The following is a 15,903-nucleotide window of genomic DNA, read 5'->3' as shown; positions in this document are numbered from 1 at the left end:
CGTGGAAATGCCGGTGCCCGCGATGGTGCCGGCATGGTCACGGTTCCCTCCACGCCCCGCATCAACACCATCACCTTGGCGGCCGCCTCTGCCGGGCCGTTCGAGGTTGGTTTCCGCCTCTTTGAAAGCGACGCCGTCGCGGTCTTTATCGACAAGGACTCGGTGACGACCGGCTACACAATCACGGCAAATTTCTCGGACAACTACACCGACGACGCGACGATCCTGTTTGACGAGGATCTGCCGATCGGCACCGTGATCGACCTCTTCGGGGACATGTCCACGGCGCGCGGCAACGACTACGGCTATACCGAGCCGACCCTGACCGACAAGCTGAACGTCGAGCTGGCGCGCGTCACGGCAATGGTCTCGGAGGCGCGGAGCTGGGCGAAGCGCGGCCTGCAGACCTTCTCGAACCAAGCGCCCTATGCGCCCAGCAGCGGCCGGGCGCCGATCTGGGACGAGGATCGGGGCGGCTACATTGATGGCCCATCCGCTGACGAGATCTCCGGAGCCCAAGGAAATGCCGAAGCGGCTAAGATTTCTGCAGGACAGGCTGCGCTCTATGAGGGCGTCTGGCTGGATGATGTTGCGGCAGTTGAGGCCGACACCTCGATCACCTTTGAGGCTGGTGAGGGGCAGGTCGCCGCCGGAAACTATGTCCGCACGCGGTCGGAGCAGTTCAGCTACGAGGTCGCTCCCGAGACTGAGGATGATCCGGACAACGCGACCGGACTGGGCGTGCCGCTCTATGTCCGGCCCCGTGATCGCTGGTCCTTCAACGTGGCGGCCTTCAAGCGCGGCCTGACCGATGACACGACCGCCCTTCTGCGCGCCGTGTCCCGTGCCCAGGAGGCTGGCGGTGGCGAGGTGTTCCTGCCGCCGGGAACCTTCGTGACTGAGGACACCCTGCTGATCACCGAGGCGATTTCGATCCGCGGTGCTGGCAAGCGGCAATCGGTCCTGAAGCCGGCCTCCGATTTCCTGGGCAGTCCTGTGATCGAGCTGCTGGAGACGAATTTCATTGGTACTGACAATGGCGGTTCTGTCCCTGATCTGACCAAGGACAATGCGGGGGTCATGCTGCGGGACTTCTCCATCCGCTCGCAGCGAGATCTTGCGGGCCTTCAGCACGGTATCCGCTGCACGGGTCGCAATGACCGGATGGCCTGGTACGACATCTACATCGAGGGTCTGCGCGGCACACACTTCCATTTCGGCCACTACAACGGCGTCAATTCTGAGGGCAATGACGCCGCCTGCTACATCCGCGAGTGCGATTTCTACAGCATCGAGAGCCGGGGCGGTGGAGACGGTTCGGATACCACCGATCCGCATCCCGCCGTGGTTATCGACACCTGGGGCATCGGCGACGGCACGAACCTGTGCAATTTCTTTGGTCCGAGGATCGTCTACCCGTATTTCGTCGGTCTTCACATCGGACATAACTTCAACCGGGCCAACATGGGCTTGGCAACCGGCACCGTGCCCATCGCAGGAAACGCGATCAGGCGGGTGGATATGCTTCTCCCGCTTTTCCACGCGATCAATTCCTCCGCCAGCGGAGGCCATACCAGCCCCATGGCGCGGATGACCGGTTGGGTTTCGTCCTGCCAATGGCATGCGGCGAAGTTCAATTCGACCATCGCAGGGCAGCCCGGTCTGGAGATGAACGGCGCCAGCACCGACATCTGGACGACAGATGAAGACGGCGATCCCGTCTACTCCTCGACCGATGTAAAGGCGCCTGCAGAAATTGTCGTGTCAGGGGACGTGACCTCCGGGGCCGGGGATACCTTCGTCGTCAACAACGCTGGTCGTGTGAAATCCAGCTGGGCGCAGATGTCGACCAGCGGCACCGATCTTGTGATCGGGCCGAACGTCACGGGGCCGATCATCGCGGAAATGCCGTCGAATGTGACGACCTCGATTGACAGCGCGGCTACGGCCAAGGCGGCCGGTGCGATGGCCGCATTGGCAGCACTGCCCGGCGTCTTTTCGGTCATCCGTCTTGGGACCGATGCAGACAGCCCGTGGCTGATCTCCGGAACTGGCCATCCCGAGGGGTCCATCGCGGCTCCTGCGGGGTCGATCTACCTGAAGAAGGATCAATCGCCGGGCGAGAACGACAGCGACCAGGTCTTCACGAAGAAGGGCGGGACCGGAACCACCGGGTGGCTGGCATTGCAGTCGGCAGCTGTGTTCGCTTCCACGGCCTATCCATCAACGCTTACCCCTGGCGCTTCTTACGTCGTGAATGACCTCCGCCGTATCGGCGCGGCCCTGAGTGATGGGACTGCAATTCAGGCCGGCATGTGGAGGGACACGCCCCCCACTGATGCAGGATCGAATGGTCGAATTGGGGAAATGAGCGCCGACGACAATTATTTCTATGCGTGCACCGACGAAGACACCTGGAAGCGCGTCGCGCTGTCGAGCTGGTGAGGGTGACATGACCGACGCGAACGGAAAGCAGATCCCCCGCCGCACCTGGTTCCTGGAGCGCCTCTGGACCAAGGCCATGGACTGGCTGCTGCTGGCCGTCTTCGGCGCGATCGTCGCCGTGGTGTTCGAGCCGGTGCGGGACCGCGCCGTCGCGATCTGGGACAGCCCTCAGGCCCTCGGCCAGATCGACGCCAAGATCGACACGATCAGCGCGCGCCAAGCCGCCCTGGCCGCCGACGTGCGCCGGCTGAAGCAACCCGAGGCCGTCTTCGAGATGTCGACCTTCAACACCGCACCGGTGCGGGGCTACTGCGTTGAGGGGCAGCCCTGCCAGATCCGGGTCCGCCTGCGCCGCCTGGAAGCCGCGCTGTCCTGCAGGATCGTCCGGGGCTCCATCCAATGGGGCTTCATCAACCCGAGATCCGATAGCTTCGTCGGGGCCCGGCGCCTGGACCAGCCGAGCGGCCGCAACATGGGGCCGACCTGGGAGGACGTCGAGATCACCCTCATGACGCCGACCGGCCTGGAGCCTGAGGCCGATTTCACGTTCGAAGCATTTTACACGAACTGCCCCGGGACCGAGCCGGACGAAGATCCGATCTCGTTCAACAGCCCCCGGGACCGCTTCACGATCTTCCCCACCCAAGCCGCGGCCGATGCCGCAAGGAGCAATCCATGACCGACCTGAAGATCGGCCTGACCCCGGAGATCCGTGCCGTGGCCGAGGCCTATGGCTGCACGACGGCGCAGACGGCATACCTGCTGGCCACCGCCGCCTGGGAGACCGCCGCGAGCCTCGAACCCGTGCGCGAGGCCTATTACCTCGGCAGCAAAGCCGAGGCCTACCGGGAGAAGCTGCGCTATTACCCCTGGTATGGCCGCGGCCTCGTGCAGCTGACCTGGGAGGCCAACTACATCAGCGCCGGCCAGAAGCTCGACATGGATTTCCTGACTGACCCGGATGCGGTGATGGAGCCCGATGCCGCGGTGAAGATCCTGGTGCATGGCAGCATGGAAGGCTGGTTCACCGGCAAGAAGCTGACGGATTACGTCTCGGCCACCCGCTGCGACTTCGAGGGCGCGCGGCATGTCATCAACGGCACCGACCGCGCGGCCGACATTGCGGCCCTCGCCACCGAATATCTGGCCGCGCTGCAGCCCGACACCCGCCGCACCCTGCGCCGCGGCTCCTCCGGCGATCCGGTGCCCGAGCTGCAGACCCTTCTGGCCTCTGCTGGCTTCGATGTGGGCGCGGCTGATGGCCTCTTCGGGCGCCAGACCGAGGATGCTGTCGAGGCCTTCCAGACCGCACGCCGCTTGCTGCCCGACGGGATCGTCGGCCCGGCCACCTGGGGCGTCCTGCTGGCCGCCTGACTACCACCCCACCACACGCATTCGGAGGACCCATCATGAATGCCATCGCACTGAACTTTGCCATGCCGCTGATCCTATACCTGCTGGGCACCGTCATCACCGCCCTGCTGGGATACGGCGCCAAGCTGGCCAAGGATTACATTGGCATCACCCTGCAGGCCAAGGCGCAGGCCGACCTGCATTCTGCCATCCTGTCTGGCGTCAAGGCCGCGCTGGTCGACTATGCCAAGGACGGCAAGATCGACAATCCGTCCGCCATCTACGGCCCCGTCCTGGACTACGTGAAGGCGAGCGTTCCCGATGCCATCGCCACCCTGCAGCCCAGCGAAGGGATCTTGCAGAAGCTGATCCAGTCCAAGTTGAACGACGTGCTGGGCTCGACGACGCCCACAGCAGCCTGATCGAGAAGAAGGAGAGCGGCCATGCCGGAGATTGACGAAATCGCAACCGTGATCGGGTCGGGCGATCTCAGCACCAGCGATCTGATGGTGATGTTTTGCCAGAGCCTCGATGCCGGGGGGAAGGTGACGGTCGCGAATTTCCTGGCCGCCTTCGATATCGCGATCAAGGGCGCGGCCGCCAACTTCACCACTAGCACGATCACCAACCTGACGGCGCAGACCGCGATCATCACCAGCCTGCAGTTCCTCTCCGGCAAGACGATCACCAACCTGTACGCCGGCAGCGTGACCGTGACCCTGGCGGACACCGACACCCTGACGGCCCAGACCGTGACGGCCACCCTGACCGGCGCCACCACGGCGATGCACCTGCAGGCGGCGCTGACCGAGGCGCTGCCGGACGGGCTGATCCTGCAGGGCGCCTGGATCTCGGCGGCCGACACCATCAGCTTCAAGGTCTACAACGTGACCGACACGCTGATCGCCGGCGCCAGCTACACCGCGCGGGTGGCGGCCTTCTCGATCGCCTGAGCGCCCCTCCAGACAGCAGAAGGCCCCGGCATTGCGACCGGGGCCTTTTCGTTTCAGGCTCTACCCTTGCGCCTCAAGCGCTCGATCTGGCGTCTTTCCTGCCGGCTCTTGGCGCGGTTACGCTCCTCGATCTCTTCCCGCGATAGATTGGCGGAGCTGACCTTCTTTCGATCCTCAATGGACATGAGCGGCATGTCCCCGGCCCAATTGTCGCTGGCAATCTCCATCATAGCTGCTGCCAAGGCATTGCGGCTCAAAATTCCGAAGCGCTCCATCTACTTCTGGTCACGGATCACGGCATAGAGCTTGCTGTCGAGCCGGCCGAGCGGGATTAGGTAGTCCACCACCCTGCGCACGCATGCCTCGCGCTCTTCGGCAACTGCCTTCGCGATCATGGCGTTAAGGGCGGCGCGGGCGTCAGTGGTCAGCCCATGGTCGCAGTCGTCCCCAGCCGCATCCTTACCGGACCCGATACAGATCACACAGTTCTCCGTTCGGTCCGCCGCCACCATCGCCAGCGCCTCGGCGCGGGGGATCAGGTCGGGTGCGGAGCGGTCTACTGGAAACCCATAAGCATGGTGCCATGCGGCTTCGATGCAGGCTTGCTCACTGCCCCATGATGCGACAGAAAATGATGCAGTGCGTACGCCGTGTGCGGACAGCCCAAACCAAACTCCTCCTAACCCTTCGGTCCGTACGAGAGAATACGGGGCATCAAATTCCCACTGCTTCACCCACATGCCAGCCGGGGCCGCACGCAGGCGTTCGTTCTCGGCGCGCAGGGCGTTGAGTTCCCGCAGCGCATCGCGCAGTTCCGCCGTGCTGTCCTTGAGCGCACGCTCTCTGCGCTCTGCCTGGTCGGCGCGCAGGGTCTCGGCCGCGAGGCTATCCGCCAGCACCAGAGCGCCGTCCGTCGACTTAATCATGAAGGCAAAGGTCATCGCCAGATCCTCAGCGGAAAGCTCTTTCAGCTTGGCCGACAGGGCTGCGATTGCTTCTTCCATCATCAGAATTTCCTTTCCCGCTCCATGCGCCGCAGGGTTTGCTCCGGGGTCTCCCCGGGCAGCATCTCGTAGCTGCAGCCGATGGTTCCGCCCTTCCAGGAGCCGGTGCGCTCGCCGACCTCGCCGTCGAATTTCACGTCAATTCTGTAAGTCACCCGCGCGGGCCAGCCGAGGCGGCTCAGGATGTGGCGGCCGCGTGACCAGCGCTCCTTGGTGATGGTGGCGTTGCGCTCCTGGACCTGACCGCTGCGAAGCACATAGCGATAGGGGTAGGTTTCCCGCTTGGCGCCGGGTCGGCGCACCCATTCCTCGCCGGTCTTGGTCTCGTTCTTGGCGTAGATATCGGCCCAGCCGCCGCCCTCGGTTTCGTAATCGGCAGAGAGAAGGATGACGTGGAACGGCCAGTCCCAGGACTTGCGATAGCGGTTCCATGTCCAGACGATCCCGAACTCGCGGGAGATATCGAGGCCCCAGTCGGGTTCCTCGCCGAAATACTCGTGCTGGTCATCGACACCGCGAGGAATGAACGCCTGGACGAAGCCAAGCCCGATCCAGATGTGCTTGCTTCTGCCATGTTGCCCGAAGCGCAGGCCGACACACGTCTTCCACCAGGTGATTTCGAGGCTCTGGCCGTTCTTGAACCAGCCGCGCCACATGCCGCGTTCGCGTGAGGTGTGCTCGAAGATCTTCATGCCACCACTCCCCGCTGTGCACAGAATCTGACGAACTCCGGCGTCGGCTCGACCACCGCGATCTCCCAGCCGTCATAACGGATAACAGCGCGCTCGATGCCGGCCTGCTGGAACGGTTCCCATTGGGCCGTGAGGCGCTTCCGTTGATGAGGGAGAAGCCCCATGATGGCTTCGGTGAGCGGGATCGTTTTGTTGATGATGTTCATGCCTGGTCCACCTCGATCTTCAGGTCGGCCATGCCGGAGGGCGTCGCCATGCTGTCGGTGAGCTTGCCGCCGCCGGCCAGGTGGTGGGCAACGGCGCGGTCGGCCTGCTCGCGCGTCAGCAGCTCGTCCAATATCGCGAACGTCTCCGGGTCGCTCTGCAGATCCTGCCAGGTGGGAGAGCACTTGCCGCAGAGCAGGACCTCGTGATCAGAGCCGAAGGTGTGCGGCTCGCCCGCGGCCACGCGCCGGGAGCAGCTTTCGCAGGTGCCGATCTCCTCGTCATCGGTCTCGCGGCGCACGACGATCAGTTCGTGGGTCTTCGCGCAGGCCGGGCAGAGGGCGAGAACGGCGAGGGGTGCCGTCGTCTCGGTCTCGTCGGACATGGCCAGATAGGCCGGGTCCGTGATGGTCGCATCGTAGAACGCAGCCTCCCCGCAGTTCGCGCAAAGGTGGTGGTCGGACAGGTCCATGGGTGGTCTCCCGCTGTTGTGGTTTCACCCGATCCCGTGGTCCTTGAACCATGCTGGATCGGGTGAGTTTCGAAGTTTCGACACAACGGCGTTACGCAACGTCCTGATTTTACTCTGATCTTCACGCGGGATATTGATTTGTAATCAGTGGGTCCGCGGTTCGAGTCCGTGTGGGGGCACCATTTCTTATTGAAATCGCTTGATTTTCATGGTGTTGGTGGGGAAACCACTACACAAACGCTACACATTGGAGTGTGGCGGGGATGAGAGTCGTCTTGGAAAGAAAGCACCTGAAACCGCCGACGGGGACGGCAAATGCCAAGTACCGTAGACGTGTCCCCGAGGGTCTGAGAAATGTCTTTGGGCGGTCAGCCGTCGAGTGGTCCCTGAAGTCGAAAGACCCTGAGGTCTATCTCAGGAACTACGATATCGAGCACCAGAGGTTCGAAGCCATGGCTGCCCGGAAGACGGCAGTTTCCGGCGATCAGATCAAATGGGAGATGGCGCAGAAGGCCGCTATCGAGCATGGCTTGGCAAAGCCTTCGGATGTCCGGATCGGTCCGGTGGACATGGAAGCCGAGCAAGCGCGTTTCCAAGCTTTCACGCAGGCTATCCAGACCGAGGCCTCTCAGCTGACGCCACAACAACGGGCTGCGAAACTTGCGAACAGGCCCGCGAAGACATCCTTCGACCTTCTCCTTGAAGCCCAGGCGTCCGGCATCGAGAAACCCGCCGCGACCCTTAAGGATTTCGCGCGGGAGTATCTGCGAGACCGTGAGGGCAGAGCCACATACAACGATCTCGAAAAGCAGGTGAACCTTGTCGTTCGAGCAGTGGAGGAGGTGACCGGAAGAGAGGCCCCAACGGTCATCTCGCTGACCGAGGAGGATGCCTATGCCTTCCGGAATGTCATGCGCGACAAGGGGAATGCAATCTCGACGCTTGAGAAGCGGTTCAACATCCTGAACGCCGTGCTGAACCACGGCAAGAAGCGGTTCGGCATGAAGCACTGGTCCAATCCGTTCGAGGATGTGGAGATGCCCCAGGACGATGGAACCGCAGGAGAGGCCAAGAGGAAGCCCCTTAGCGCGGAGGAGGTTGCTGCCGTGGTCCGGAAGCTGCGGGCCAGCAACGACGACCTGAGGGACATCTGGCTGCTCATGACGTTCTGTGGTGTTGGCCCGAATGAGGCCAGGGGCATTCTCCGGCGAGAGGTCTCCACAGGCGGAGACGTTGCCTATTTCGAGGTGAAGGCGAACCGGAAGCGCCGCCTGAAGACCGGAGAGAGACCCCGGAGCATCCCGCTCGTGGGCGCTGCCCGTGCCATGATGCAGAGGCGCTTGGACTCCATCGAGGATCCGGATGCCCCGATCTTCCCTCGCTATGCCGAACACGGCAGCAGCAACAGCCTTTCGGCGGCGCTCGTGAAACAGATGAAGGCTGCCGGAGCGTGGGAGAAGACGGTGAAAGTGCCGTACTCGCTCAGGCATACCCTGAAGGAGCAGCTCCGCTGGGTCGCGCCGAAGAGCTTCCAGGTGCGGATCTTCGGGCATGGATACGGGGAAGGCGGGTCTGCCGATGACTACGGTGAGGACGTGATGCTTGAGCGTCAGGCCGAGTACATTGAGCAGGCGCTGAAAAGGGGTGGTCTGTTCGACCTGTTCGGGTCCCCGTCGGGGAGCTGAGGGCGAATTTGGGGCAAAAATTCGAAAGCCCTTCCTTGGAAAGGCGCTGCGGGATTTACCCCCCGTCCGCCCTAGCTTCAGCGGATTGCCGGGCGAGGCGGAGCAGTTCCAAAATGATGCAGGGTCTTTTCTAAAGCCAAGCGACTGCCCCCTCAGATTCGGAGCGAAGGGGGCTAATCTGCTTTGTAACATTCACAACCAACGTTGACATTTGCAACATGTGGGGAATATGCCTGAAGGTAAGCCGATAGGGAGACCCTGCACTATGCGCCAGTTCGTCATCTACAAGCGTGTCAGCACCGCAGAGCAGGGGCGGTCCGGGTTGGGTCTTGCGGCGCAGGAACGCGACATCAACATCTTTCTGGACGCCTACGCAGAGGAGCCCTTTGAGGTCCTGGCAGAGTTCACCGAGGTGGAGACCGGCAAAGCAGATGACCGCCCGGAGCTTTCCAAGGCGCTGGACATCGTCAGGAAGACGGGTGCCGAACTGCTCCTGGCAAAGCTGGACCGGCTGAGCCGCAAAGTGTCTTTCGTTGCAACCCTGATGGATGACAAGCGGGTGCAGCTTCGGGTCGCTGCCATGCCCCATGCCGACAAGTTCCAGCTTCATATCTACGCCGCCCTGGCCGAACAGGAGCGGGAGTTCATTTCCCTCAGGACCAAGGCCGCGCTGGGCGAGGCGAAGGCGCGGGGCGTGAGGCTCGGGGGAGAGCGGGATGCCACGAAAGCCCGGAACAAGGCGCTGAAGGCGCAGGCGCAGCAAGGGGCCGAAAGGGTCGCCGGGATCGTCCTGCCCCTGAGGAGCCAAGGGGCCACCCTCAGAGAGATCGCGGCAACCCTGAACAGTTCCGGAGTGCCAACCGCGAGGGGCGGGAAGTGGCAGGCATCTCAGGTGAAACGCGTGATCGAGCGACTGGAGGGTGCCAGCTAGGAGCGCTGCCATGCGGAGCCATTCATGCCTCCTATCTGTCTTGCTGCCCTGCTGAAGGGGAGTGTCGGAAGGGACGGGAAATCGTCAACGGCAAGAAGCAGGGCTGACCAGCGAACTGAAACTCTTCGAATTCAACGGCAGCAGCATCCGCGTGGTTACCCTTGAGGGAGATCCGTGGTTCGTCGCCAAGGACGTTTGGAATGCATTGGGGATGAACCTTTCCGCCGGGACCACCCAATGGCTCAACCGCTTGGCAGCGATGAACGTCAGCGTGTAACGCGGAAGGGGCTACATGAGATATTCTCAGGGACCTTCGCGCCCTTCCGATGGTTCTTGGAGCGCGAGAGCTAGTCCCGGAAAGCCGGTAAGGGCTTCTGACTGGGTAGGCTAACCGAACGCCTCAGGCTCCTGTGAGGTGCCCCCAGGCGACGCCTCGCAGGCGAACCCGTTTCTGCCGCTCAGACTTCAGTCCGGACCAGGGGGGCATACGTCGCTCTGGGAGCGCGAGGGGGAGCCGCTGGGGGGCCAGGAGCCGAGATCATAGAAAAGACCCACCGGTTACCTTTCGGGCTGTCAGGTGGCCTTGCAGGGCGCGGGTGGGTCTTGCTTCCCCGCTTCTTGGGGCGGCCAGTGTCCCACAGAACAGGCGCTGGCGGCCTACGGGTTGGGTTGCCCTATATGGACGGAGAATTCCTACCCCCGCCCTCGTCAAACAGCACGGCAGCGGGGTGAGAACGCAGTTCTCCACCTGAAACCACCCCAACAATCTCAAGATCAAGGAGTCGTCGAATGGACGATCTTATGAAATCGGCCCTGGCCGCTGGAACCTACGTGGCTGTCACAGACGGTAGCTGCCAGCCGAATCCCGGACCAGGAGGCTGCGCTTATCGCCTTCACAAGCCAGACGGAACTGCACCCGTAGAGGCGAGCAATCAGAGCCTCGACACCACCAACAATATCGCCGAGATGCAGGCCGTGATCAATGCGCTCAAGGCAACCCCAGAAGGCGTAAGAGTATTGATCTTCTTGGACAGCGAGTACGTCAAGAACGGCTGTGAAAAAGACATGGCAAGGTGGGCCCAGAATGGATGGAAGACGACGAAGGGCAAAGGCGTCAAGAACCGAGAGAAATGGGAAACCATCGCTAATCTAATGGTGACACGTGACGTTGCGTTTCAGGAGGTCGCCGCTCATTCGAGAGACCCGGAACATGAGCGTGTAGACCAGCTGGCAAAGGAAGCCGCCGAGCGGGCCAGTCGCAGGCGAGCAAAACTCATGCGGGATGCAGGCGAGTGAGCGCTGCCAAAGGGCTATTTCAAGTTTGCGCAGGGGAGTTCCTCTGCGCGACTTGTGGGGCAGACTTTGAGAAGACCCGAAAGGACAAGCGGTATTGCTCCAAGGCGTGCGCTCGGGTTGCCAGCAGGAACAGCAATCGCGGGTCTCGCAAGATCGAAGGCAAGGAGCGGGCGAAGCGGCACTACGGGCGGGCGGCATGGCTCTTCCGTGACCTGTATCGACTATCGAGCCATGAGCAGCGTCATATGGCGCAGACTATCCTCGAAGCCGCGTCTGGCCCCGACGCTGCCCTGAGAAACATCCTCACCGACCCCTCTCTACTCAAGCCAGATTGCGGGTCTAAAAAGGGCTTGCAGAAATCAGACCGTGGAAAACTAAACCTAGCTAAGTTCATGAATGCGTTCTGCTGGGAAGAGTATGGTGCAAGCATTCGGAGCACGATCCTAGATGATGGCAAACCGGCTAGGCGCAAGTTCACAACCGGACAGCCTCCCTGCGTTGTGAAAGTCCCTCCGCACATACATGAGGAGACCCCCGAGGTGTTTGAGAGGATCACCTTGGCCGAGCTTCGTCGGCGCTTCCCAACGGGTCAAGCACAGGAACGGACCCAATGCGCTGTCTAGCACCAGAAAGTCCCTCCGCACATATATGGGTAACTTGGAAGGTAGCCCGTAGGGCAGATATAAGACCCTGTCTGATCCCTCTGGGGTGGCCGGTAAGATGATATCTGATCAATGAAATTCATAGATTATCATCCCTACGGGCCACCTCTAGGGTACCATAATCAAGGGTCTGCCGACTCATTGCTACATCCGGCTCATCCCCCAGGAGGGTCGGGACCCTCCGCATCGCTGCCCTCGGCGCGGCATAGTGCAAAGCAGGAGGGCGGAGAGCCGACCTTCGCTGCGCCGTCCACGTACGATCACGAAGCGGACGGTCGTGGCACAAAGCGCTAGAACGGCACTCACCAATTGCGACCCAAGGGTCTCATAACAAAAAACAGAGAACCTCACTGAGGTGACATTCGATAGCCTGACCACCTTCAATACAAACTTATCACGATATCAGAGAAAAGGGATTTCAGATTTTTCTTGGCGAAATCAAATATCTGGCACAATCTGACAGGTAAGATATTAAATCATAATGAGGAGCCTTCCTTTCGGGGTGCGCCTTCACTTAATTGACATAGGACTGACCTTTGACAGACAAGATTAATGCTCTCAAACTCCTCAAGATCGCACTAGGCAAAAGCAACGTCGAGTTTCGTGATGGGCAGTGGGAGGCTATTGATGCTTTGGTGAACCGGCGGGAACGACTGCTCGTGGTGCAGCGAACCGGATGGGGCAAGAGCTCGGTGTACTTCCTCTCGACACGGATCCTTCGCGACCGGGGACGCGGACCGACCCTTATCGTTTCCCCACTTCTCGCTTTGATGCGAAATCAAATCGAAGCCGCAGAGAGACTCGGGATCCGCGCGTTCACAGTCAACTCGACCAATCGAGAAGCTTGGCCTGAAATCGAGCGTGCCGTTCGCAGGAACGAAGTAGATGCACTGCTCGTGTCACCGGAGCGCCTCGCCAACGAAGAGTTCGTTGGGAACGTTCTACTGCCTATCGCAGAGCGGATTGGCCTGCTCGTGGTGGACGAGGCGCATTGCATTTCCGATTGGGGCCACGATTTCCGCCCGGACTATCGCCGCCTCGTCAACATCTTGCAGCGCATGCCGTCCAACGTGCCGATCCTCGGCACCACGGCGACCGCCAACAATCGTGTGGTCGAAGATGTTCAAAGCCAGCTCGGGGATATTGGCATTCAGCGCGGAAGCCTGATGAGGAGCAGTCTCGCTCTGCAAAACATACAGCTACCGACTCAGGCTGAACGATTGGCCTGGCTCGCAGAGCACGTACCTGCACTGCCCGGAACCGGCATCGTTTATACGCTCACGAAGCGAGATGCAAAACAGGTTGCCGACTGGCTGCAGTCTCATGGGATTGAATCTCGTGCATATTTCGGAGGAGTGGATGGTGACGGCTTTGAAGGCTCCGACGCGTTCCGGCAGCACCTCGAGCAGCAGCTTCTGAGAAATGAAATTAAGGTGCTGGTCGCGACGACGGCGCTCGGTATGGGCTATGACAAGCCGGACCTAGGCTTCGTCGTACACTACCAGGCGCCTGGATCCATCGTCGCCTACTATCAACAGGTCGGTCGAGCGGGACGCGCGATAGACCATGCAGTTGGCATTCTGATGTCAGGGGAAGAAGATGCCAAAATTCATGAATTTTTCAGAAGAAGCGCCTTTCCCAAAGAAACGTGGGTTCGCGCGATACTTAGTGAGCTTGAGGAAAGTGACGGCCTGACTACTCGCCAGCTCGAAGAGGCCGTCAACCTCAGAAGCAAGCAGATTGAGCAGGTTCTGAAATTCCTTTCTGTGGAAAACCCGGCGCCGATATTGAAGTCGGGCTCACAATGGCAAAGGACACCGGTTCCCTACCGGATGGATCATGAGAAGTTAGAGAGGCTGACAGGCCAGCGTGAAGAGGAATGGGACGAAGTACGCCGATACGTCGCCCATGAAGGCTGCCTTATGGAGTTCCTCGCAGAAGCGCTGGACGACGCAGATCCCAAACCATGTGGCAAATGTTCCGGATGCTTAGGTCGACCCATCGTGGCGCAGGATTTCACCCGAGTGACAGCGATCGCCGCCACGCGGTATCTGCGTCAGGCCGAGCTTGAGCTGCAGTGCAAGAAACAGGTCGCGCGAGGTGCGTTCCCGGAGTACGGTCTAACTGGAAACATACCCGAGCATCTTCGCGCCGAAACCGGTCGGATCCTGTCGAGATGGGGCGATGCCGGCTGGGGGCAGTTGGTGGCAGATGACAAGCACACCGGCCACTTCCGAGACGAGCTGGTCTATGCAGTCGTCGAGATGCTGAATGATCGCTGGCAGCCCACGCCAAGACCGGCCTGGGTGACCTGCGTGCCTTCATTGAACCATCCCAATCTAGTTCCCGACTTTGCCCACCGTCTCGCTAATGCACTGGGACTTCCGTTCGAACCGGTGGTAGGTAAGGTCAAGGCAAACGAACCACAGAAAATGCAGCAGAACAGATTTCATCAGTGTAGCAACCTTGACGGCGTATTCGGGATCGACGGGCCGGTGCCAACCGGACCCGTGTTGCTGGTCGATGATGTCGTCGACTCTGCTTGGACGCTTACGATTACCGCTGCGCTTCTTCGGCACGCCGGCAGTGGAGTAGTTTGGCCTTTCGCTCTTACGACATCGAGCATTGGGGCCTAGATTGAACATAAACTCCCACATCCAAGCGGTGCTTCTCCTCACTGTACCCTTTGGCAAGACAGGCACCAAACCGCTTTCTGTCAAGGAATGGGGACGCTTTGCTCGCTGGCTGAAGGATCATGAGCTTGAGCCATCGCGACTCCTCAAGGGAGACCCGCGATCTCTTCTTTCCGGCTGGATGGACCGTACCGTCACCCTGCAAAGGATCGAAGGCCTTCTGGATCGCGGCGGAGCCCTAGGCCTGGCCTTGGAAAAATGGCAGCGGGCCGGGCTCTGGATCGTGACCCGATCCGAAACCGACTATCCGGAAAGGCTGAAGCGCAAGCTGCGCCTCGACTCTCCTCCGGTTTTCTTCGGTTGTGGCAACAGAGCGCTTCTCAATAAAGGCGGCGTTGCGGTAGTGGGCTCCCGTGATGCCAGCGAGGCTGACCTCAAGTTCTCAACGAGCCTTGCCCGATCCGCAGCCAACCAGGGGCTCTCCGTAATTTCCGGCGGTGCCCGCGGCGTGGACGAAAGCGCAATGATCGGCGCCCTAGAGAGTGAGGGCACATCAATCGGAGTGATGGCTGATAGTCTACTCCGTGCGGCGACATCTGCCAAATTTCGCAAGTACCTGCTCTCTGGTGATCTGGCCTTGGTCTCGCCGTTCAACCCTGAGGCAGGCTTCAACGTGGGTAATGCCATGGCGCGGAATAAGTATATCTACTGCCTGTCTGATGCTGCTGCAGTAGTGAACAGCACGCCCGACAAGGGGGGCACATGGGCTGGCGCGAGCGAAAACCTAAAGAACGGATGGGTGCCACTTTGGGTGCAACCTAAGGGCGACTCGGCATCCGGCAACGCAGCCCTCGTCAAAATGGGCGCGCGCTGGTTTCCGCAGGATATGCCGACGTTTTCAACCTTGTGGGAAGGGGATCCGGGAGAGCATGCTGCGCCCGAAGAAGCGGGGCTTCCACTACTGCAATTCGAGACCGAGAATACAGCGACTGAAACCGCGATGGAACTTGGGATGGCGACTTCTGCAGTGCGTAAAGATGGAGCTGCCAATTTGTTGTCCTCAAGTGATCCCTTGGCTCAAGACGAAGCGGATAACTTTACTTCAGAACCTGTGAACGAATTCTACAACCTGTTTTTGCGGCGGGTACGAGTGCTGACCATTGATGCACCAATGAAGATCGAGGATATCGCTGCGCATTTGGAGTTGGAGAAAGTGCAGGTGAATGCTTGGCTGAAACGGGGCACGTCGGATGGTCATATAAAGAAACTCAGCAAGCCTGTTCAATATCAGTCAGTATCTGTCGAGCAGCGGCAAACTTCCCTCTTTGAAGGTAAAAGCTGACTGGCGGGTCGACTTTCCCAAATTGGGTGCGTCGCCGAATTCTTTTCGCTTCAATATCTAACGCCAGTGACCTGCTGCGCTGCGGAAAACCAAACTTGGCGAAGGTCCTGTGTGGATGGCCCCCGCATAGCAAGTCGTAAATGATCTCGTGTACCTTTTCAGAAGCGGTCTTGTGTCCGGCCTGTTTGCGCGGTTCACACCGCTGGCCCTGATGGGATCCGCAGATCAGGT

The 15,903-nt window shown here is 60.6% G+C and carries 16 protein-coding genes; 11 read left to right on the top strand and 5 right to left on the bottom strand.

All coding sequences use genetic code 11. The annotated features are described in order from the left end of the window. Nucleotides 1-33 precede the first annotated feature (33 nt). From KM176_RS16450 to KM176_RS16430, 5 genes are read left to right on the top strand one after another with little or no spacing between them, the layout of a single operon-like run. Nucleotides 34-2,445, top strand: a complete 2,412-nt coding sequence (locus tag KM176_RS16450; RefSeq protein ID WP_160895239.1) for a glycosyl hydrolase family 28-related protein — start codon at nucleotides 34-36, stop codon at nucleotides 2,443-2,445. Between the two features lie 7 nt (nucleotides 2,446-2,452). Further along, complete coding sequence (locus tag KM176_RS16445) at nucleotides 2,453-3,124, top strand: hypothetical protein (protein WP_160895240.1); 672 nt, start codon at nucleotides 2,453-2,455, stop codon at nucleotides 3,122-3,124. Further along, nucleotides 3,121-3,819 carry a peptidoglycan-binding protein gene (locus KM176_RS16440; RefSeq protein ID WP_160895241.1) on the top strand — a complete coding sequence of 233 codons (699 nt, stop codon included), beginning with the start codon at nucleotides 3,121-3,123 and terminating at the stop codon, nucleotides 3,817-3,819. The genes KM176_RS16445 and KM176_RS16440 overlap by 4 nt, the downstream gene beginning before the upstream one ends. A gap of 35 nt (nucleotides 3,820-3,854) precedes the next feature. Then, entirely contained in the window at nucleotides 3,855-4,220 is a 366-nt protein-coding gene (locus KM176_RS16435; protein ID WP_160895242.1) for a hypothetical protein, read from the top strand. A 21-nt stretch (nucleotides 4,221-4,241) separates the two neighbouring features. After that, a complete protein-coding gene (locus tag KM176_RS16430; protein WP_160895243.1) occupies nucleotides 4,242-4,751 on the top strand; it encodes a type 4 pilus major pilin in 510 nt (169 codons plus the stop codon). Nucleotides 4,752-4,804: 53 nt separating this feature from the next. Here KM176_RS16430 and KM176_RS16425 read toward each other — a convergent pair whose 3' ends face one another. The 5 genes from KM176_RS16425 to KM176_RS16405 are packed head-to-tail and all read right to left on the bottom strand — an operon-like array spanning nucleotide 4,805 to nucleotide 7,123. Next, on the bottom strand, nucleotides 4,805-5,026 hold the full coding sequence (locus KM176_RS16425; protein WP_160895244.1) for a hypothetical protein: 222 nt from the start codon (nucleotides 5,024-5,026) through the stop codon (nucleotides 4,805-4,807). Then, the gene (locus tag KM176_RS16420) at nucleotides 5,027-5,758 is read right to left on the bottom strand and encodes a hypothetical protein (protein WP_160895245.1); all 732 of its coding nucleotides are present in this window, start codon (nucleotides 5,756-5,758) and stop codon (nucleotides 5,027-5,029) included. Then, nucleotides 5,758-6,447: a hypothetical protein gene (locus KM176_RS16415; protein ID WP_160895246.1), complete on the bottom strand. Its 690-nt coding sequence runs from the start codon at nucleotides 6,445-6,447 to the stop codon at nucleotides 5,758-5,760. Before KM176_RS16415 ends, KM176_RS16420 begins: the two co-directional genes overlap by 1 nt. After that, entirely contained in the window at nucleotides 6,444-6,653 is a 210-nt protein-coding gene (locus KM176_RS16410) for a hypothetical protein (RefSeq protein ID WP_160895247.1), read from the bottom strand. The genes KM176_RS16415 and KM176_RS16410 overlap by 4 nt, the downstream gene beginning before the upstream one ends. After that, entirely contained in the window at nucleotides 6,650-7,123 is a 474-nt protein-coding gene (locus KM176_RS16405) for a hypothetical protein (protein WP_160895248.1), read from the bottom strand. The genes KM176_RS16410 and KM176_RS16405 overlap by 4 nt, the downstream gene beginning before the upstream one ends. A 275-nt stretch (nucleotides 7,124-7,398) precedes the next feature. On the opposite strand from KM176_RS16405, the gene KM176_RS16400 reads away from it, so the two are divergent. From KM176_RS16400 to KM176_RS16375, 6 genes are all read left to right on the top strand, one after another. After that, nucleotides 7,399-8,808, top strand: coding sequence for a tyrosine-type recombinase/integrase (locus KM176_RS16400; protein WP_160895249.1), 1,410 nt, complete (start codon nucleotides 7,399-7,401; stop codon nucleotides 8,806-8,808). Nucleotides 8,809-9,073: 265 nt separating this feature from the next. Beyond that, nucleotides 9,074-9,739, top strand: coding sequence for a recombinase family protein (locus KM176_RS16395; RefSeq protein ID WP_160895250.1), 666 nt, complete (start codon nucleotides 9,074-9,076; stop codon nucleotides 9,737-9,739). 61 nt (nucleotides 9,740-9,800) lie between these two features. Next, the gene (locus KM176_RS16390; RefSeq protein ID WP_160895251.1) at nucleotides 9,801-10,016 is read left to right on the top strand and encodes a BRO-N domain-containing protein; all 216 of its coding nucleotides are present in this window, start codon (nucleotides 9,801-9,803) and stop codon (nucleotides 10,014-10,016) included. 512 nt (nucleotides 10,017-10,528) lie between these two features. Continuing rightward, nucleotides 10,529-11,035 carry a ribonuclease H family protein gene (locus KM176_RS16385; RefSeq protein ID WP_160895252.1) on the top strand — a complete coding sequence of 169 codons (507 nt, stop codon included), beginning with the start codon at nucleotides 10,529-10,531 and terminating at the stop codon, nucleotides 11,033-11,035. A gap of 1,198 nt (nucleotides 11,036-12,233) precedes the next feature. Then, nucleotides 12,234-14,333, top strand: coding sequence for a RecQ family ATP-dependent DNA helicase (locus KM176_RS16380; protein WP_160895253.1), 2,100 nt, complete (start codon nucleotides 12,234-12,236; stop codon nucleotides 14,331-14,333). Between the two features lies 1 nt (nucleotide 14,334). Next, the gene (locus tag KM176_RS16375; RefSeq protein WP_160895254.1) at nucleotides 14,335-15,672 is read left to right on the top strand and encodes a DNA-processing protein DprA; all 1,338 of its coding nucleotides are present in this window, start codon (nucleotides 14,335-14,337) and stop codon (nucleotides 15,670-15,672) included. Nucleotides 15,673-15,903: the final 231 nt, after the last annotated feature.

This window comes from Pseudooceanicola endophyticus, assembly GCF_018760365.1.
Taxonomy (GTDB): Bacteria; Pseudomonadota; Alphaproteobacteria; order Rhodobacterales; family Rhodobacteraceae; genus Pseudooceanicola; species Pseudooceanicola endophyticus.
Note: the sequence above shows the minus strand (reverse complement) of the source record. Positions and strands in the feature narration are given on the sequence as shown.

What these genes read in the sequence shown, in the direction of transcription:
- KM176_RS16410 (WP_160895247.1), bottom strand. Translation starts at nt 6,653, where the DNA reads ATGAACATCATCAACAAAACGATCCCGCTCACCGAAGCCATCATGGGG.
- KM176_RS16445 (WP_160895240.1), top strand. Translation starts at nt 2,453, where the DNA reads ATGACCGACGCGAACGGAAAGCAGATCCCCCGCCGCACCTGGTTCCTG.
- KM176_RS16395 (WP_160895250.1), top strand. Translation starts at nt 9,074, where the DNA reads ATGCGCCAGTTCGTCATCTACAAGCGTGTCAGCACCGCAGAGCAGGGG.
- KM176_RS16405 (WP_160895248.1), bottom strand. Translation starts at nt 7,123, where the DNA reads ATGGACCTGTCCGACCACCACCTTTGCGCGAACTGCGGGGAGGCTGCG.
- KM176_RS16435 (WP_160895242.1), top strand. Translation starts at nt 3,855, where the DNA reads ATGAATGCCATCGCACTGAACTTTGCCATGCCGCTGATCCTATACCTG.
- KM176_RS16420 (WP_160895245.1), bottom strand. Translation starts at nt 5,758, where the DNA reads ATGATGGAAGAAGCAATCGCAGCCCTGTCGGCCAAGCTGAAAGAGCTT.
- KM176_RS16440 (WP_160895241.1), top strand. Translation starts at nt 3,121, where the DNA reads ATGACCGACCTGAAGATCGGCCTGACCCCGGAGATCCGTGCCGTGGCC.
- KM176_RS16430 (WP_160895243.1), top strand. Translation starts at nt 4,242, where the DNA reads ATGCCGGAGATTGACGAAATCGCAACCGTGATCGGGTCGGGCGATCTC.
- KM176_RS16425 (WP_160895244.1), bottom strand. Translation starts at nt 5,026, where the DNA reads ATGGAGCGCTTCGGAATTTTGAGCCGCAATGCCTTGGCAGCAGCTATG.
- KM176_RS16415 (WP_160895246.1), bottom strand. Translation starts at nt 6,447, where the DNA reads ATGAAGATCTTCGAGCACACCTCACGCGAACGCGGCATGTGGCGCGGC.
- KM176_RS16450 (WP_160895239.1), top strand. Translation starts at nt 34, where the DNA reads ATGGTCACGGTTCCCTCCACGCCCCGCATCAACACCATCACCTTGGCG.
- KM176_RS16385 (WP_160895252.1), top strand. Translation starts at nt 10,529, where the DNA reads ATGGACGATCTTATGAAATCGGCCCTGGCCGCTGGAACCTACGTGGCT.